This window comes from Lacticaseibacillus sp. 53-4, assembly GCF_016861805.1.
Lineage (GTDB): Bacteria > Bacillota > Bacilli > Lactobacillales > Lactobacillaceae > Lacticaseibacillus.
Genome location: NZ_BOLT01000002.1, coordinates 159,043 through 177,466 on the forward strand (window position 1 = coordinate 159,043; position 18,424 = coordinate 177,466).

Annotated in this window: 16 protein-coding genes; 1 reads left to right on the forward strand and 15 read right to left on the reverse strand. The window is 58.9% G+C overall.

Annotated features, from left to right (window positions below):
• Positions 1-7: 7 nt before the first annotated feature.
• The 13 genes from gatB to JUF21_RS01780 form a co-directional block, all read right to left on the reverse strand.
• Positions 8-1,438 (reverse strand): Asp-tRNA(Asn)/Glu-tRNA(Gln) amidotransferase subunit GatB, encoded by a 1,431-nt coding sequence (gatB, locus tag JUF21_RS01720; protein ID WP_203662752.1) that lies wholly within the window; start codon positions 1,436-1,438, stop codon positions 8-10.
• The gene (gene gatA, locus JUF21_RS01725; RefSeq protein WP_203662754.1) at positions 1,435-2,895 is read right to left on the reverse strand and encodes an Asp-tRNA(Asn)/Glu-tRNA(Gln) amidotransferase subunit GatA; all 1,461 of its coding nucleotides are present in this window, start codon (positions 2,893-2,895) and stop codon (positions 1,435-1,437) included. The genes gatB and gatA overlap by 4 nt, the downstream gene beginning before the upstream one ends.
• 3 nt (positions 2,896-2,898) lie before the next feature.
• Positions 2,899-3,195, reverse strand: a complete 297-nt coding sequence (gene gatC, locus JUF21_RS01730) for an Asp-tRNA(Asn)/Glu-tRNA(Gln) amidotransferase subunit GatC (RefSeq protein WP_203623373.1) — start codon at positions 3,193-3,195, stop codon at positions 2,899-2,901.
• A gap of 124 nt (positions 3,196-3,319) precedes the next feature.
• Positions 3,320-4,474, reverse strand: coding sequence for a CamS family sex pheromone protein (locus JUF21_RS01735; RefSeq protein WP_203623423.1), 1,155 nt, complete (start codon positions 4,472-4,474; stop codon positions 3,320-3,322).
• Between the two features lie 16 nt (positions 4,475-4,490).
• On the reverse strand, positions 4,491-6,506 hold the full coding sequence (gene ligA / locus JUF21_RS01740; protein ID WP_203623372.1) for an NAD-dependent DNA ligase LigA: 2,016 nt from the start codon (positions 6,504-6,506) through the stop codon (positions 4,491-4,493).
• A 15-nt stretch (positions 6,507-6,521) separates the two neighbouring features.
• Positions 6,522-8,780 carry a DNA helicase PcrA gene (gene pcrA, locus JUF21_RS01745; RefSeq protein ID WP_374706424.1) on the reverse strand — a complete coding sequence of 753 codons (2,259 nt, stop codon included), beginning with the start codon at positions 8,778-8,780 and terminating at the stop codon, positions 6,522-6,524.
• 164 nt (positions 8,781-8,944) lie between these two features.
• Positions 8,945-10,252, reverse strand: a complete 1,308-nt coding sequence (locus JUF21_RS01750; RefSeq protein ID WP_203662756.1) for a PolC-type DNA polymerase III — start codon at positions 10,250-10,252, stop codon at positions 8,945-8,947.
• Between the two features lie 121 nt (positions 10,253-10,373).
• Positions 10,374-11,675, reverse strand: coding sequence for an adenylosuccinate lyase (gene purB / locus JUF21_RS01755; RefSeq protein WP_203623370.1), 1,302 nt, complete (start codon positions 11,673-11,675; stop codon positions 10,374-10,376).
• 1 nt (position 11,676) lies between these two features.
• Positions 11,677-12,801 carry an ATP-grasp domain-containing protein gene (locus JUF21_RS01760; protein WP_203623369.1) on the reverse strand — a complete coding sequence of 375 codons (1,125 nt, stop codon included), beginning with the start codon at positions 12,799-12,801 and terminating at the stop codon, positions 11,677-11,679.
• The gene (locus tag JUF21_RS01765; protein ID WP_203623368.1) at positions 12,794-14,143 is read right to left on the reverse strand and encodes a nucleobase:cation symporter-2 family protein; all 1,350 of its coding nucleotides are present in this window, start codon (positions 14,141-14,143) and stop codon (positions 12,794-12,796) included. The genes JUF21_RS01760 and JUF21_RS01765 overlap by 8 nt, the downstream gene beginning before the upstream one ends.
• 9 nt (positions 14,144-14,152) lie before the next feature.
• On the reverse strand, positions 14,153-14,728 hold the full coding sequence (locus tag JUF21_RS01770; RefSeq protein ID WP_203662768.1) for a xanthine phosphoribosyltransferase: 576 nt from the start codon (positions 14,726-14,728) through the stop codon (positions 14,153-14,155).
• A 273-nt stretch (positions 14,729-15,001) separates the two neighbouring features.
• Positions 15,002-15,592, reverse strand: coding sequence for a glycoside hydrolase family 73 protein (locus JUF21_RS01775; protein WP_203623366.1), 591 nt, complete (start codon positions 15,590-15,592; stop codon positions 15,002-15,004).
• The gene (locus JUF21_RS01780; RefSeq protein WP_203623365.1) at positions 15,592-16,092 is read right to left on the reverse strand and encodes a hypothetical protein; all 501 of its coding nucleotides are present in this window, start codon (positions 16,090-16,092) and stop codon (positions 15,592-15,594) included. The genes JUF21_RS01775 and JUF21_RS01780 overlap by 1 nt, the downstream gene beginning before the upstream one ends.
• Positions 16,093-16,200: 108 nt before the next feature.
• On the opposite strand from JUF21_RS01780, the gene JUF21_RS01785 reads away from it, so the two are divergent.
• The gene (locus tag JUF21_RS01785) at positions 16,201-16,833 is read left to right on the forward strand and encodes a hypothetical protein (protein ID WP_203623364.1); all 633 of its coding nucleotides are present in this window, start codon (positions 16,201-16,203) and stop codon (positions 16,831-16,833) included.
• 143 nt (positions 16,834-16,976) lie between these two features.
• On the opposite strand, the gene JUF21_RS01790 is transcribed toward JUF21_RS01785, so the two are convergent.
• Both JUF21_RS01790 and JUF21_RS01795 read right to left on the reverse strand, forming a co-directional pair.
• Positions 16,977-17,591 carry an ECF transporter S component gene (locus JUF21_RS01790; RefSeq protein ID WP_203662758.1) on the reverse strand — a complete coding sequence of 205 codons (615 nt, stop codon included), beginning with the start codon at positions 17,589-17,591 and terminating at the stop codon, positions 16,977-16,979.
• 97 nt (positions 17,592-17,688) lie between these two features.
• A complete protein-coding gene (locus tag JUF21_RS01795) occupies positions 17,689-18,240 on the reverse strand; it encodes an alcohol dehydrogenase (protein ID WP_239061339.1) in 552 nt (183 codons plus the stop codon).
• Positions 18,241-18,424 lie beyond the last annotated feature (184 nt).

The window sequence follows — 18,424 nt, forward strand, 5'->3', positions numbered from 1 at the left end:
CTCCTAATTACCGTTTTTTAATTTCCGTCATCAAAATGCTGTTGACGACCTTCGGATTGGCCTTGCCGTGGGTCTGCTTCATGATCTGCCCGACCAAAAAGCCGATGGCGCGCGACTTGCCGTTCTTGAAGTCATCAATGCTTTGGGCATTGTTGTCCAAGATGTCATTGACGATCGGGGTGAGCTTGGCTGGATCAGACAGTTGAACCATGCCCTTTTCCTCGACCCAGGCCTTGGGATCGACGTCTTCCTTGATAATTTCCTGAAAGACCTTCTTGGCGATCTTGCTGGAAATGGTGCCGTCATCGATCAGGTTGATCATGCCAGCCAGGTGGGCCGGGGTCAGCGCAACATCCTTGAGCTCCATGTGCTCGGCGTTTAAGTAACCGGACACCTCGCCCATCAGCCAGTTTGACGCCTGCTTGGGATCGGCCCCGGCGGCCACCGTCGCCTCAAAGAAGTTGGCCATTTCCATGGTCAACGTCAACACGCCGGCGTCGTATTCTGGGATGCCCCAGTCTGTGACGTAGCGTGCCCGGCGCTTGGCCGGCGCCTCTGGCAGCTTGGCCTGGACCTCATCGATCCACTGCTGGGACACAAACACTGGCGGCAGGTCAGGTTCTGGGAAGTAGCGGTAATCGTCCGCGCCTTCCTTGACTCGCATCAGAATGGTTTCCTTCTTGGCCGGATCCCAGCGCCGCGTCTCCTGACGCACCTCGCCGCCTGCCATCAGCAGCTGGATCTGGCGCTTTTGCTCGTAGGCCAGGCCGTCGCGGACATGGTTGAAGGAGTTCAGGTTTTTGATTTCGGTCTTGGTTCCAAAACCGTCCTGGCCAATCGGGCGCACGGACAAATTGGTGTCCACCCGCATCGAGCCTTCCTCCATTTTGACGTCTGAAGCCCCGGTGAACTGCACGATTTGGCGCAGCTGCTCGAGGTACTGGTAGGCCTCTTCAGGCGAGGCGATGTCCGGTTCGGACACAATCTCGACCAAAGGCGTCCCTTGCCGGTTCAAATCGACGTAAGAATACCCGTCGTCTTCATGCGAGTTTTTCCCGGCGTCTTCTTCGACATGCAACTCGTGGATGCCAATTTTTTTCTTCTTGCCGTCCACTTCAATCTCAACGTAGCCGTTGGTGCCCAGTGGCGTCTCGCTTTGCGTGATCTGGTAGGCCTTCGGGTTATCCGGGTAGAAATAGTTCTTGCGGTCAAAATGCGTGTGGCGGGTGATGTCCGCGTGCAGCGCGAGCGCAACCATGATGCCGTAGGAATACGCCCCGCGGTTGATCGTCGGCAGCGTGCCTGGAAAACCCCAGTCGATTACGTTGGTGTTGACGTTCGGTTCGGCACCGTATGACACCGGCGTCGGTGAGTACATTTTGGACTTGGTTTTCAGCTCAACGTGGACTTCAAGCCCGATTGTGGTTTCAAAATTCATTCGTTCGCACCTCCCGGGATCGCATCCTGGTAGCCGGTCGCGCTTTCAAACGCGTCGGCCGCCTGAAGCAAGGTCTGCTCATCGAACTGCTTGCCGATCAGCTGCAGGCCAACGGGCATGCCGTCAACCAACCCAGCTGGGATCGACAGTGCTGGCAGCCCCGCCAAATTGACCGGAATGGTCAGGATGTCGTTCATGTACATCGTGAGCGGGTCGGTGACCTTGGCGCCAATCTTGAACGCCGTGGTCGGCGTGGTCGGACCGATGATGAAGTCGTAATCTTCAAACACCTTGTCAAAGTCCTGAGCAATCAACGTGCGCAACTGCGCGGCCTTCTTGAAGTAGGCGTCGTAAAAGCCGGCGGACAGACTAAAGGTCCCCAGCATAATGCGCCGCTTGACCTCGGGGCCAAAGCCCTCGGAGCGCGAGCGCACGTAAACGTCTTCCAGGTTCTTGACGTCCTTAGCCCGGAAACCGTAGCGAATCCCATCAAAGCGCTGCAGGTTCGAGGAAGCCTCGGAGCTGGCGATGATGTAATAGGCCGGCACCGCATACTTGGTGTGCGGCAAAGAAACCGTCTCGACCGTCGCCCCCAGGGCGCGGAACTGCTCGGCGGCCTGCTTGATCTGCTCAGCCACGGCCGGATCGACGCCTTCGCCCAGGTATTCCTCAGGCAGGGCGATCTTCATCCCGTGAATCGACTGGCCCAGTTTTGCCGTGTAATCCGGCACAGCCAGATCAGCAGTGGTGGCGTCCTTCTCGTCATGACCGGCAATCACGTTCAGGGTCAAAGCCGCGTCGCGCACCGTGTGGGTCAAAGACCCAACAACGTCCAGACTGGACGCAAAGGCAATCACGCCCCAGCGGGAGACCCGGCCGTACGTCGGCTTCAGGCCAACAATGCCGTTAAAGGCCGCCGGCTGGCGAATGGAGCCGCCGGTGTCGGTGCCCAGCGCCATCGGCAGCTGACCTGAGGCAACAGCGGCGGCAGAGCCGCCTGACGAGCCGCCTGGCACCTTGGTCTGGTCCCACGCGTTTTTGGTGGTCTTGAAGGCGGAGTTTTCCGTTGATGAGCCCATCGCAAATTCGTCGAGGTTCAGCTTGCCGGCGATGATGGCACCTGCCGTCTGCAGTTTTTCAACCACGGTGGCGTCGTAAACCGGCACGAAGTTGTTCAGAATCTTGGAGGCCGCAGTGGTCTTCAGACCCTTGGTGACAATGTTGTCTTTGATGCCGACCGGCACGCCGGCAAATGGCTTATCTGCCGCGATCCCGGCGTTGTCTTGCGCCGCAGCGGCTTTTTTGGCCGCTGCTTCGTTCAACGTCAAAAAGGCGTCGATCTCGGGGTCGACTCGCTTGATGTCGGCAAAGGTCTGCGCGGTCAAAGCGGCCGCGGTGATTTTGCCAGATTGAAGCTGGTCGTGCAGCTTGGTGATGTCCAGATTATCGTAACTCACGGCTTAGTCGTCCTCCTTATCGATGATCGATGGTACCTGGATCAGCGTGCCCTTCTTAGTCGGCACGTTGGCCAGCAGGTCCTGAACGTCGGTGTCATTGACGGCGACGTCCTCGCGCATCACATTTTCAAGGTGAATACTTTGCGTCGTCACCGGCACGTCGGTGGTATCGACGGTTTCCAGTTGGGCGACCATATTCAAGATCTCATCGAGTTGGGCCGTGTACTGCTGCAGCTCGTCTTCCGAAAAGGCCAACTTCGCCAAGCCGGCAACGTGCGCCACACTGTCTTTTGAAATCATGTTCTCTACCTTCTTCGCTTTTGCTTAGGGATTTAATCATCTTAGTTTACCATACGAACCTGACTCGCCTGCGCGCCGCCGCCAGTTTTTTACCAAAAAACGCCCGGTTGCCCGGACGTGAGAGTCAGTAACTGTCGAACACGTGCGTGGTAAAGTCCTTGGCACCGCTGGCGCGGGCCAAGAAGGCCTGCATGCCCTGCGTGGACTGGACAGTGATCTGGACCTGCACGCCACTTGGCAGGTACTTGGAGGCCATGGCGCTGACGTACTGGGTAAAGCTTTGAATCTCGGTCAGACCGTAGAACTGCGTGTTGATGGTGACGTTGAGCCCGGCGAGCTGGTTGTCCTCGTAGTGCGCCTGCGCGGTGACGCCGGCCAAGGTCGGGAAGAAGTTCTCAACGTTGCTTTGGAAGTTGTTAAAGTCATCCGCGACCGTTTGGTTGATCGGCTTCTTGTTGTCGATCGTCGGCAGGACCTCATTTTGCTGGTTGACCGGCTTCCAGGACTGAAGCGAGGTGCCAGAAGTGGAAACCACATAATCAAAGTAGGTGCCGCCGACCAGCGAATCGCGCGCCGCCAGCTTGTACAACCCGATCACGATTGGCGTATCGTTGGCCACGCCCTTCATTCGCCGCACGCGCGCGACCACTTCCTGCGCCATGCGCCGGCCCTGCTGCGTCATGGCCGCATCCGTGATGTGGGTGGTGTAGGTAGCGCCGTACTGCTCTTTTTCGTAGTAGTCGTACTCGTTCATCCCCAAGCCGATGGCCACGCCGCCCAGACTCATTGACGAACCGCTTTGGGTCATGTAATCCTGCTCCAAAATCGTTTGCAGGTACGTTGGGACCCGCTTGTCGGGATCAGTTTCCTTGTTGCTCTTCGGGTTTAGGCCCTCGGCGTCTTGATCAGAGCGGTGGCCCAGCCACTTTTTGGCCGTCGCCGTGGAAAGCAGTTGGCCTTCTTCAAACAGGTACTTGGAGGTCGAAAACTGCTTCTTGGAAATTTCCTGCAGCCCCGCTTCCATGCTCTTGATGTTAAAGGCGTTGCCGTCCTGCTGATTCTGCGTCAGCTGAAGACCGCGGGCACTGGAGGTCTGATAACGACCGCCCTTGATGACCCCTTCGTAGGTGCCGGAATCCGAGGTGCCGGTGGTCGTGTATTTGCTCGTGCTGCTGCCGCTAGCCCCGCTTGCCCCGCTGCCCGAATTGAAGTTCAGGTTGCCGCACGCGGCAAGCAGGACGGCGGTCGCCAGCAGCGCCGCGGTCAGAATTTTCTTCATCAACAAAATGCCTCACTTATAGTTTCGTCTGTAATTCCTGTTCATCCATCACTGGCACGTTCAGAGTCTGCGCCTTGGTGAGCTTTGAGCCCGCCTTCTCGCCGGCAACCACCAGATCAGTCCGCTTGGACACGGAACCCGTGACCTTGGCGCCTAGCGCCTGAAGCTTGGCCGTCAGCGCCGGCCGGGTGAAGGCCGCAAACGAGCCGGTGATCACGACAGTTTTGCCAGAGAAAAATGAATCCGTGGCCACCGGCGCGCCGCCCTTAAAGGTCAAATTGACGTCGGCCTGCCGAAAGTCCTCGATCAACGCCCGGGCCGTGTCGCGCTTAAAATACTGCACAACGCTCGCGGCAATGGTCGGACCGATGTTTTCCACGTCGGCAATGGTTGCCTCGTCGGCGGCCATCAGCGCGTCGATATCGCCAAAATGCGCCGCCAAAAGCCGCGCGGCCTTGGCGCCGACGTGGCGAATGCCTAAGCCAAATAGTAGGCGTTCCACAGAGTTCTGCCGACTGTTGTCGATGGCCTTTAACAAATTATTAATCGACTTTTCCTTGAACTTGTCCAACGTGCTGAGGTCATCTGCCGTCAGGTGGTACAAATCGGCGACGTCCTTGACCAGCCCTTTGGCCTGCAGCTGGGCAATGATTTTCGGGCCAAGGCCGTCAATGTTCATCGCCAGGCGGCTGGCAAAATGGGTCAGTTGCTCTTGGACCTGCGCCGGGCACATCGGGTTGATGCACCGCAGCGCGACTTCGCCGTCGACGTGCACCAGCGTTTGGCCGCAAGACGGGCACGCCGTCGGGATCGCTGCCGGCACAGAATCCGCCGGCCTTTTGCTCAGCACCACCGCCGAAACCTCGGGAATGATGTCGCCGGCCTTGTGCAGCAGCACGGTGTCGCCGATGCGAATGTCCTTTTCGGCGATCAGGTCTGCGTTGTGGAGCGTGGCCCGCGCCACCGTGGTGCCCGCCAAGGCCACCGGATCCATCACGGCCGTCGGCGTCACCACGCCGGTGCGGCCAATCGTCCAGTCAATGTCTCGCACCACTGTTTCCGCCTGCTCAGGCGGAAACTTGTACGCGATCTCCCAGCGCGGCACCTTGACGGTGTTGCCCAGCTCCTGTTGAAGCGGCAGGCTGTTGACCTTGACCACGATGCCGTCGATGCCGTAAGCCAAGGCGTCGCGGTCCGCGGTTTGAGTGGCAATGTAGCTGTCCATTTGCTTGAGGTCGCCGGTCGTGATGGAGCTGGGATTGGTGACGAAACCCAAGTCCTGCATGAAGGCGATCGCGTCGTGCTGCGTTTGGATGTTGAAGCGCTCTGGATCGATCAGGGTGTAAATGAACGTCGCCAGTTCGCGCGCCTTGGTCACCTTGGGGTCGAGCTGGCGCAAACTGCCCGCCGCTGCGTTGCGCGGGTTGGCAAACGTGGCCAGCCCTTGCGCCTCGCGCGCGGCGTTCAGCTTGGCAAAAGCATTTTTAGGCATGTAGCACTCGCCGCGCACCTCAATGTTCAGGGGCTGTTTCAGCTCATGCGGAATGTCCTTAATGGTCATCACGTTAGCCGTGACGTCCTCGCCGACATTGCCGTCGCCGCGCGTGGAGCCCTGCACCAGCTTGCCGTTTTCGTACACCAAGGACAGCGACAGCCCGTCGATTTTCAGCTCGACGTTGTAGTCGACCTGTTCTTCCACGCCGCCTTCGAGCCGCTCGGCCCAATCCTGCAGCTCTTCCAGGGAAAAGACATCCCCCATCGACAGCATGGGAATCGGGTGCGGCACCTTGGCAAAGTCGGTGTCGACGCTGCCGCCGACCGCCTGGCTGGGCGAATCCGGCAGCACCAAATCCGGGTACTGGGCCTCAATTGCCAGCAGCCGCTGATACGCCATGTCGTATTCATGGTCATCGACCGTTGGTGCGTCCTGGTCGTAGTACTCGCGGCGCCACTGGTTGAGCTGATCGACCAGCGGTTGAATGGCCGTCGCTGCGTCGCTGTGCGTCATTGCCGAAACGTCCTGCTCTGCCATCTTGCTGCCTCCTGTCTAGTCCACGTGTTTGGTGATCGGGGCAAACGCGGCCAGCAGCCGCTTGACCCCCATTTCCGGAAAGGCAATGTCCAGCTCCTGGTCATCGCCCTTGCCAGAGACTTTGACGATGGTGCCAACACCCCACTTGCGGTGCGCCGCCTTGTCGCCAACGGTCCAGGTGACCTTGCCGGCGGTGCTGGTCGGCGCCGCCGCGTTGTCCACCACCTTGGCCCGCGTGCCCTGCGGGTGCCGCGAGTAAGTTGGCGTCACGGCCCGCGCTGTGCGGTTGGCCTCGCGGTCGAACGGATAACTCGACTTCGGGGCCTGCTGCCCGACCGTTTCGAGCAGCTCAGGGTCGATTTCTTCGATGAAGCGACTTGCCGGATTGTTTTGGCGCTGGCCATACAGCATCCGGGCATACGCATTGCTCAGATACAGCTTCGACTTGGCCCGCGTGATGCCGACATAGGCCAGCCGGCGCTCTTCTTCCATTTCCTTTTCGTCCATGGCGGAGCGGGAAAGCGGGAAAAGGCCTTCCTCCATGCCCACCATGAACACGACTGGAAATTCCAGGCCCTTGGCGGCGTGCAGCGTCATCAGGGTGACTTCCTGCGCGTCTTCTTCGACCTCGTCTTGATCCGAAACCAAGGCCAGATCGGCGATGAAGTCAACAAAAATGTCAGAGTTTTCGTCCTCGGGTTCGTAGCGTTCATCGAACTGCTGCGTAACAGAAAGCAGCTCCTGCAGGTTCTCGATGCGCGTGTCGGCCTCGACGGTGCCGGCGTTTTTCAGCGTTGGCAGGTAACCGGTGTCGTCCAAAATTGCCTGCATCAGGTCGGTGACGGTGCCCTTGTCCTTTTTGGCCTGGATCTGCTTGATGGTCGCGCCAAACTTGGCCAGCGCCCCGCGGGCCTTGCCCGACACATCAGAAAGCTCGGCATTTTGCGCCGCTTCCAGCAGCGACCAGCCGTTTTGAGTGGCGAAGGCCTGAAGCTTGTCCATCGACGTGTCGCCAATGCCGCGCTTGGGCTCGTTGACGATCCGGTTGAAGCTCATGTCGTCATCCGGGTTGATCACCAGCCGAAAATAGGCCAAGGCGTCGCGAATTTCCTTGCGGTCGTAGAACTTGTGGCCGCCGACCATTTTGTACGGGATGTTGCTTTTGACGAAGGCCTCTTCAATTGCCCGTGATTGCGCGTTTGTGCGGTACAGCACCGCGAAGTCGCCGTACTTGCGCTTGCCGGAGCGGATGTCCTGCTCGATGGTCTTGATGACAAAATAGGCCTCGTCGAGTTCGCTTTGGGCCCGGTAGTAGGTGATCTTGTCGCCGGTTTGATTTTCGGTCCACAAGGTCTTCACCTGACGCTTTTTGTTGTTCTTGATCACGGCGTTTGCCGCCTGCAAGATGGTTTTGGTCGAGCGGTAGTTCTGCTCGAGCAGCACGACCTGCGCATCCGGGTAGTCCTTTTTAAAGTCCAGGATGTTTTGCATGTTCGCGCCGCGCCAGCCGTAAATGCTCTGGTCGGCATCCCCGACCACGCACAGGTTACGGTAGCCATCCGCCAGCATGTGGACCAGCTGGTACTGGGCCTCGTTGGTGTCCTGATATTCGTCGACGTGAATGTACTGGAACTTATTTTGGTAGAACTTCAGCGTTTCCGGATCTTTCTGAAACAAGATGATGGTCTGCATGATCAGGTCGTCAAAGTCCAGCGCCTGGTCCGACCGCATGCGCTTTTGGTACTCGGCGTACACCATCGCCGTGGTTTGCTCAAATGGCGTTCCAGCGGTCTTGGCGTACTGCTCGGGTGTTTTCAGGTCGTTTTTGGCGTTGGAGATCGCCGATAGCAGGGCCTTGGGGTCGTAGCGCTTCGGGTCGATGTTTAAGTCGGCCAGGATGTGCTTGACCAGCGTCTTTTGCTCGGCCGGGTCGGCAATGGTGAACGCGCGGTTCATGCCCAGTTTTTCGATGTCGCGGCGCAGGATGCGCACGCACAGTGCGTGGAAGGTCGAGACCCAAACGTCGCGGGCCAGCTCCGGGTCGAGCATCCGGCCGATTCGCTCCTTCATTTCGCGGGCGGCCTTGTTGGTAAAGGTGATGGCCAGGATGCGCCAAGGGTTAATGCCCTTCTCCTCGATCAGGTAGGCGACGCGGTGCGTCAACACGCGCGTCTTGCCGGAGCCCGCCCCGGCCATGATCAGTAGTGGGCCCTCAGTGGCCAGCACCGCCTCGGATTGTTTATCGTTCATGCCTTGCAGAAGTGCATTCGCCATGATATCGTCCTTCCTGCTTTATCTTTGCTTTTCCCATTGTACCAAAAAAGCCGCTGCCAAAACAGCGGCCGCACCGCGCGAAAACGGCTTCACGCTGGGCTTTTATGGGCGCAGGCGCAGTGAGACCCCGGCCCGGTTAAAATTTAGGCTCGGCGCCTAGCGCCTCACTTTTTCTGCTTCAAACTGGTCGCTTCAAACACCCGGTCGAACTCCTTGACTAATGCCTCGGGATCGCGCGCGTCCTCTTGAAGGTACGCATACAGCGCATACGTGGTCACCGCGTCATACAGCGCCCCATGCGCGAGCAAACTCAGCCCCAGGTAGTGGCGGTAGGTCGTCAGACTGACTTCCGGGTTGCCCGGCATCGGGCCGGCCTGCTTAGCCAAAAGCGCGACGTCGATCAACCGATACGGCTGCGGGTACAGGTTGAACTGGCGGCGCAGCACCGGCAAATCGCCGCCGTGCACCGAAAAACCCAGCAGGCTGTCCTCGCCGATGAAATCAATGAACTGGCGAATCGCCTCGTTGGCCGGCAAGCCGTACTGCTTCAAGGTCTCCTCATGAATGCCGGTGACGCGCTGCGAATAGGTATTCAGGTGGCGCCGCGCCGGCACCTGGACGAACACGTTGAAGGTGTCGACAATGTGGTTGGCCTTGACCTTGACCGCGCCAATTTCCGTGATGAACATGCCTTCACGCGCGTTGCCACTGGAAAATTCCAGGTCAAACGCCGTAAAGTCGCTCACCGCCGTTTTTCCGTAGAGGACCTCGCGCTCGCCGCGGTTCAGCGCCGCCGAGGGGGTGCGCGGAAACTGCCGGCGCCGCAGATTTTTCGCCCGGGCCAGGACTTCCTGCTGCTGGCCGCTTCCGGCGCGGCCGCCCTGGCTGCGGCGACCCGCCACGATCGCCGGCATCGGCAAGCTGCCCAAAAAGCCGTGAAGCCATGGCTTGGCCAACTTGGCCTGAGTGACTTTGACACCAGCGAGGCCGGCTGCCTTAAGGGTCCCGCCGGCCACTGGGCCGTAAAGGGTGACACGCACCGGCGCGCCGTCTTCCTCCAGCCGCCACTGGTGCAAGATGGCCTGCAGCATCAGCAGTTGATTTTGAATCTGCCGGATCTCGCGCCAGCCCGGGTACAGCTCCTTGGGCAACTGCGTCAAATCCCGTAGCGTTAAAACGTAGCTGTTCAAAACCCCGCGCAGCAGGCGGTCTGCCGCCTGGCCAGGCTTGGGTCCCTGGGGCTGGATCACTTGGGCCACCAGCGGCAGCGGTATGCCCTGAGCAATCGCCCGCGGCCACAGCCCCTGCAGGTGCATCGTCAGATCACCATCTTCACCTAGTGCGCTGGTGATCTGCTCAGGGTCGCCGCCGGCAAACGCAGCCAACAGCCGGACAGCGGCAGTCAGCTGCTTGGGCCACAGGTCCTCGTCCAGCGGTTTTTGCACTAATTGTTTAACTTCCTCGACGTCCATGTTGTCCCACTCCATTCGGCTTCAGCCTACCGAAAATCGCGCTGCTTTGCAACCGCTCACGGCACGCAAAAACCGCCAGCACAAGGCTGACGGCCCGGTTGCCGAACCATAGGCGCGGCTTTTAGGCCTCGCCCAGGCCGATCCGATCAAAAATCTCATCCACATGGCGCAGATGGTAGTGATAGTCAAAGGCATCGTCCAGCGCCGCCTGATCCAACCGATCGGTGACTTTCGGGTCGGCCTCAAGCAGCTGACGGAAGTCGCGGTGCTCATCCCAGGCCTGCGCGGTCTTGGGCTGCACCAGATCGTATGCCGCTTCCCGGCTCATGCCCGTTTCAATCAGCTTGAGCATGACGCGCTGGCTGAAGATCAGGCCATGCGTCTTTTGCATGTTTGCCTTCATCGTCTCCGGGAACACATCGAGATTTTGGACGATTCCAGTGAAGCGGTGCAGGATGTAATCCAATAAGCCTGTGGCGTCGGGCAGCATGATACGCTCTGCCGAGCTGTGCGAAATGTCGCGCTCGTGCCACAGCGGGACGTCTTCCAGTGCGGGAGTCGCGTAGCCGCGAATGATGCGGGCCAGCCCGGTGACATTTTCGGAGCTGATCGGGTTGCGCTTGTGCGGCATGGCCGAGCTCCCCTTTTGGCCGGGATTGAAGTGTTCCTCGACCTCGTGCACCTCGGTGCGCTGCAGGTGGCGAATCTCCAGGGCAAACCGCTCGATCGATGTTGCAATCAGGCCCAGGGTCTGAATGTAGTGGGCGTGCAGATCACGCGGCAGCACCTGCGTCGAAATTTCCTGAGCGCGGATGCCTAAGTGCTCGCAGACGTACGCCTCAACGGCCGGTGGCGTGTTGGCAAACGTCCCCACTGCGCCGGAAATTTTACCGGCTTCGACATCGGCAGCCGCGTCATTAAAGCGCTTGAGGTCGCGTTTTAATTCGGAGTACCAGGTCGCCAGGACCAGGCCAAACGTCGTCGGTTCGGCGTGGACGCCATGGGTGCGACCCATCATCACGGTGTGCTTGAATTCCTTGGCGCGGCGGCCGACCACGGCGAGCAGCGCCTCAAGGTCGTCGCGCAGGATGACGTCGGCCTGCTTGAGGACGGCGCCTTGCGCGGTGTCGACCACGTCCGTGCTGGTCAGGCCGAAGTGCACCCATTTTTTCTCCGGGCCAAGGGACTCGGACACGGTGCGCGTGAAGGCCACAACGTCGTGCCGGGTGACGGCCTCGATCTCGTGAACCCGGTCAACGGTGAAGCTGGCGTTTTGACGCAGCGCCTTCACGTCCGCTGCCGGGATCTCACCCAGCTGGCTCCACGCCTCGGCGGCCAGGATCTCAACTTCGAGCCAGGCCTGGTAACGATTCTTCTCTGTCCACACGGCGGCCATTTCAGGGCGGCTGTAGCGATCGATCATGTTAGTCCTCCTCTGTCAGGTTCAAGTGAAAGTGATCCGTTGCGTTCAAAAGCTGCGCCGCCTCAATCAGCGGCTTGTAGATCGTCATTGTGCCGATCAGGTCATCCCCGCTCGGATAAAACTCAAACTGCCAGTCCGGCTTGATGCGCACCTGTGTCATCGCTGCGGCGGCATCGGCCGCGCGCAGCGGGATCATGACCCCTGGCCGCAGCAGCGAGAGCTTAGGCAGCGGCCACCCAAGCAGCGCGCGCAAGTGCATCGCCACTGGGCTGAACCCGGTGGTGCTGGCCAGCACGTGGTTGGTGAGTTGCGGCGCCGGGTACAGGCGCTTGACGTACAGCGACTGGTTCGCGGTCATGAAGAGTTCAATGCCAAAGGCGCCAGTGTAATTCAGGTGCTTAGCGATCAGCTTGGCCACCCGCTGGATCTCCTGGTGCACCGCGTCGCCGCCGGTAGCTGGCACGAACGCCGCCTTCAGCTGATGATGGGCAAAGACGGTTTGCACCACCGGCATGACCTTGATGTCGTCACCATTTTTGACCACGGTGACCGCGTACTCGGTCGGATGATCAAGCCAGGCCTCCAGAATGTACGGCCGCTGCTGCAAGAGCTGCTGGGCGTGCACCACATCGTCCGGACTGGTCAGACGCAGCTGCTGGTCGGCGCCCATGTCCTTTTGAATGGGTTTCAGAATCGCTGGCAGTCCGACCGACTCGATTGCCTTGGCGATGTCGCTGGGGCCGACCACCTGCGCGTACGGCAGAATGTTGACGTTGAGGTCGTCCAGGAAGACCATTTCCAAGTACCGGTCCTGGGTGACGGACAAAATGTCCACCCCGGAGGGCAGCTGGTGCTTGGTGGTCAGCTGCTGCAAGGCGTTGCCGTCGACGTTTTCATTGGCGAACGTCACCACCGTGGCCACCTCGGCCAGGCGCGACAGCGCCGCCGGATCAGTCGCCTTGCCGACGAGCGGAATGTCGGCCAAAGACAGCGCAATATCGCTTTCACTCGGCGCCAGGATGATGGTGTTCATCCCCATTGCCTTCGCCGCGGCGGCCATGCTGTAACCAAGCGGACCGCCGCCGATGATGCCGATCCCGGCACCGGGTTGAATAAAATCAGTCATGTTTGTCGACCTTTCGTGCCTGCGTCGCTTTTTCATTCAACCCGTCCGACTCTGGCAGCTCGGCAGGCGGCGTTTTGGCGTTAAAGAGTAAATTCAAGCCAACGGCGGACACGCTCGCCAGCAAAATACCCGAGGAAAATAGCAGCTGCAGGGTCTTCGGCAGCGCCTGAACGATCTGCGGCTGAACGGTCACGCCCAGCCCCAGCCCGATCGAAATTGCGGCGACCAGTAAATTCTTGTCGTCATGAAAATCGACCTGCTGCAGCATGCGGATTCCCTGGACCGCGACCATGCCGAACATGACCAGCATCGCCCCACCCAGCACGGGATTGGGAATGATCGTGGCCAGCGCCCCAATTTTGGGCAGAAGTCCTAAAAGCACTAAAAACAGTGCGGAGAACATCACCGGCTTGCGGGTCTTGATACCCGAAAGCTGCACCAGGCCAACGTTTTGCGAGAAGGTGGTGTACGGGAAGGTATTGAATATCCCGCCGAGCATCACAGCCAGCCCCTCGGCGCGGTACCCTTTTTTCAGATCCGGCTGCTCGATTTTGCGGTCGACCACATCACCCAGGGCGAAAAAGACCCCGGTTGATTCGACCATCGAGGTCAGGGAAATCAGGATCATGGTGACGATCGAGCTCCACTCAAAGTGCGGGACCCCAAAATAAAACGGTGTCGGCACGTGGAACCAGCTGGCTTCGATTACCGGGCGAAACGACACCATGCCCATTAGACCGCCCAAAAGAGACCCGCCAATAAGCCCGATCAAAATGGCGATTGAGCGCACAAACCCTTTGCCCCACACGTTGAAAGCCAAGATCAACAGCACCGTAAACATGCCGACAATCAGGTTGGCGCCGGAACCGAAACTTTTCGCCGCCACATTGCCACCGCCGAGATTCTGAAAGGCCACCGGGATCAGAGACAGCCCAATGACCGTGATCAGACTACCGGTCACCAGCGGCGGAAACAGCTTCCGCAACTTGGCGAAGGGCCCGGCAATCAGGTAAACGAAGACCCCGGCGGCAATGATCGCGCCGTACATCGTTTGAATATCGAATTTCTGGCCAATCATGATCAGCGGCGCCACTGCCTGCACGGCACACCCAAGCACCACCGGCAGGCGAATGCCGAAGAACTTGTTGCCGAAGACCTGCAAGGCCGTGGCGATCCCACACATGAAAATATCGATCGACACCAGGTAAGTCATTTGTTCACTGGAAAACCGCAGGGCCGAGCCGATCAGAATTGGGACCAGGACCGACCCGGAGTACATGGCCAGCAGGTGCTGGATACCCAGCACTGCGGCCTTGGGCGCAGAGACGTCAGGCTGTTTCATTACGACCTCCTAGTCTTCTTTGAAAATCACTTGGCCATCTTCAAACGCTGCGATTCGGGCCAGCGCCTCCACCCGGATGTGGCGCTGATCAAGCAGTGCGCGCCCCTTTTGAAAACTCTTTTCGATCACGACCCCGACGCCTTCCAGGTGCGCCTGCGCCTGGGCAATGATGTCGATCAAGCCCTCGACGGCTTGGCCATTGGCAAGAAAGTCATCAATGATCAGCACATGGTCATCCGGCCCGAGGAACTTGGTCGCAATGGCGATCGTGTTGGCGCTCTTTTTCGTGAAGGAGTACACCTCGGCTGTGTACAGGTGGTCCTTGAGGGTCAGACTCTTGTGCTTGCGGGCGAACACCACCGGCTTGTGGAAGGCCATCCCCGCGGCCAGCGCCGGCGCGATGCCAGAACTTTCAACCGTCAGAATTTTCGTGATTGGCGTGTCCTTGAAGCGCGCGTAGAACTCGGCACCCAGTGCCGTCATCAGATCCGGATCGATCTGGTGATTCGAAAAACTGTCTACTTTCAACACATCGGCGCCCAAAACCTGGCCATCCTGCTTGATCCTGTCCTCAAGTAATTTCACTGCGTGTCCCCATCCTTCTTCGCGGTATGCCGCACTTAGTTGGTCAAATTCTACCATAGTTTGACACCCATCACAATTTGCCAAACGGCGAATGTGTGACTTTTCCAATTGGTCAAAACTTGCCCAGAGACCTGGATAGTCCGTGACAGACGGCCAATTTGACCGGCTGGTACCGAGCCATGGCCCACTTTAAAAAAGTCCCGATAATTCGTCTTTCGAGGAATTTATCGGGAAAATCAGCATAAAATTGAAAGCATTGGACGAATAATCCGATCACTGATCATATCGGCTCAGGTCATACGTGTTGATCAGCCGGATCAGCTTGGCCGCATAGGTGGGGTCGGTCGCATACCCGGCGCTTTGCAGTGCCTTGGCCGCGGTTTCAAAGTCCGTCGCTTGCCGCACGCCGTCGTATAGGTGCGGGTTCCACTGCGGCCCGTGAACCAGCAGTTCGGCGTGGGCCTTCATCGAGGCCTGGTCGCTGGGATATACCCGAAACCGGGCCGACACCGTCACCCACTTGCCATTTTGATACTCCTGGGTCTTCAGCAGCCGCGAATTGGCCGGGTCGTCGTCCTTGATGCCAAACAAGTTGTGGTAATCCTTCGCGAGCGTGGATTCGCCCCAGTCTGACTCCAAAATGGCCTGCGCCAGCGTGATGCTGGGCAGGACCTGATACTGATTCTGCAGTGTCTGCGCATAAGGCGCCAGGCGCTTGATGAAGGCGGTGTGAGTGTCCGGCTGCGGCGGCGCGGCCTCTGGCTTGGGCCGCAGGTTCAGGCTTGCCCCCACCGCCACGGCGATCAGCAGTGCCGCCAGCAGGACCCAGAGCGGCTTCGGCAAAGACTTTCGGCGTTTGGCCATCAGTCGGACTCACGCGGCGCCGGCAGCTGCTTTTTTGTCCACTCGAGCAGGGTGAGCTGCTTGGTTTCAAGCTTTTGCAGGTCCTTGGCCGGCACGATGAAATCAAGCAGGTCGACCAGCCCGTGGGCGCCGTAGTCCATGCGAATCTGCAGGTGCGCCGTGCTGCCGGCTTCATCTTTGGTTTCCTTGACCGCCGTCTGCACCCCGCTTTGCCGCAGCCAGGCTTGCGCAATCGTCGCCTTGGCCTCCTGAAAGCGCCAGGCAACGCCTTCCTCGCTGGGCGCAGTCGCGTTCAAGACCACAATTTTTTGCGCAAGCATCCATTCGTAATCCGTAAACAAGTAGCGCAGTCCATCGCGCTGCTTGGCCGTCAGCGCGGCATCGCCTGACGCCACCGCGGCAACCGGAATATGCAACTTGGCCGCCAGCACCGCATTGCCCTTGTCCCGGCGCGGCTGCAGCATCATCGCGGCTAATTCCAGTAATGTTTGATCGTCCATGGTATCACCTCGAGTCTATTTTAACAGACTGAACACCGCCGAGACACGCAGTCGCGCTAGTATTTAGTGAGCAAATCGATTACCATTAAAGCGACAGGAGGTGGGCGTGTGAAAAAAATCGGCATCATTCTACTCGGCTTGGTCTTTCTGGCCGGCTGCAGCGGCGTGGGGTTCAACCAGAAAGCGCAGCTGCAAGGCGCCACCAGCACCCTGAAAACGCAAGTCGCCGTGCAAAGCAACCAGCTGGCCCTCATTGATGCAGACGCCGCGGCTTTTCCGTCCACTTTCCAAAAGGCCTACGCCAAGGACAACCGCCAGACGTTCGACCAAACCGGCCCGGTGAACGCGCTGATTCAGCGCCGCACCAAAGCGTACAAACGCCTCGAAAGCGCGCAGACGGCCATCGAAACGGCCACGACCACACTGACCAAGGCAAGCTCACAGCAAACTGCCAACCTGCCGACGGCGGCCTTGACCGACACGCTCAACAGTCTGAAACTGGCCAAGCTCGATCACAAGACCTTCGACGCCTATTACCGCGAAATGACCAGCGCCGAAACCGCCTTTTTCGCCGCCGTGGCCAAGGACCCAAGCGATACTGCCGCGATCAACGCGGCGCTGGGCCGGCTTAATGAGTACAGCAGCTCGCTCAGCCAACAGGCCGAGATCGTGCAGGCCAACCTGCAAATGGTCAGCCAAAATGTCGCGACGCTGAGCAAAGCAGTCGATAAGATGAAATAGTTTTTCTCGAGGCTGAGACATCAAGTGATTTTAGTGCAAAGGACAAGCGCCCCTGCGCCGCGATTTAGAATCGTGGTGCAGGGGCGTTTCTACCCTTGGCGTCGCTTGAGGGAAAGCGACAGCCAATCTGGTCTTATTTTCGATTACTTTGCCCGCCGCCGCTTTTGCACGACCAACAGGGCCTGCCCCAACACCGGCGTGACCACTGCCGCCATGGCCGCTTCTGCCACCGCGTTGATGGCAAACGCCCCGGCCAGGACCAAGCCCAAATTGCCGGCGTCAGCACCAGGCACCACGCTGCTTGCCCGCTGCGCAAAAAAGAGCCAGGTCAAAAGGATCACCAAGGCGGTGTTCGTCAGTGCCCCACAAATTCCTGCCAGACTCAGTTTGACGGTGGCCAGACGCCCACTGCGCCGATTTTTGAACACGTGATTGAACAGCACTGCCGCCACGACGCCTACTAGCACGCGCGGCACAATGGCGATGACCGGATTTTGAAAGAGCAAGAGGGTCATGGGATCGCCCGGCGCAGTGTAGGCCTTGATCAGGCTGACCACGCCCCAAAGCAGCCCCGTCGTCGTGCCGCCAGGCACATCCAGCAGCACGCCGGCGAGAATGACGGTCAGATGAATGGTCGAAATCGCCGGCCACGCCGGAAACAGGCGAATGTAGCCGACCATCGGAACATACGCCTGCAGAATAATGAGCGCCCCAAAAATGCCCAGCAGCGTGATTGTGTTCGTCGAATGGGTTCGCATGGCGGCACCTCCGAATTGATGATGTCATTAGTTTACCCCATAAACAGGCGTTTGGACACAAAAAAACGGCTCATCACCGTTATCATTTACGCTCAGGTTAGGCCTCGCGCGCCGCGGCTTGCTGGAGCTTGGAGACTGAAGCTGCCGGTTTCTGGCAAGGCACGACCTTGGCTTCCAGACGCTCGAGCAGCGGCGTCAGGTACGTGCGTTCGGCCTGGTGCCGCGCGGCCACTGCCTCTGCGAACGAGATGTAGGTGCGGTTGAGGACCAACCGGCCCTTAAAAAATAACCGCGCGTTCCACTTTCCGGCCTGCTTATCATAGGAGACGCCGGTGACCCCGCTCTGGTTGGACGAGCGCAGGTTAAGCGTCGCCGTCAGGTTGACCCCTTCGGTGGCGGCAAACTGATCTTTTTGCCCGATCTTCGCAGCCGTCTTCGGATTCGTCCGAATGGCCTGACGCATGACCTCGCGGCGGTAGCAACCGCACGAGGTCGTGGTGCCCTTGCGCAGCCGATAACCGTCGACCACCGTCTTGTTCCCACAGGTGCATTGGCAAAGCCAAGTTGCATTGCCATTCTTGGCTGCGCCTGCGTATGACAACACTGTTAGCCGGCCAAATTTCTGACCGGTTAAATCCTTTCTTCTCATTGCAAACACTCCTTACACTATAACTTTAAAGTTCCCCGCTGATTATTTTGACTGTTTGCCCTCTCCACGTCAAGAGAAAAGAAAAGATTATATATGTATTCTACGTACCCCAGTTTACAATTCAAGTGCAACACCCTGACGACTAGACCAAAAAGGCCATGAAGACCTATTCTTGTTAGTACTA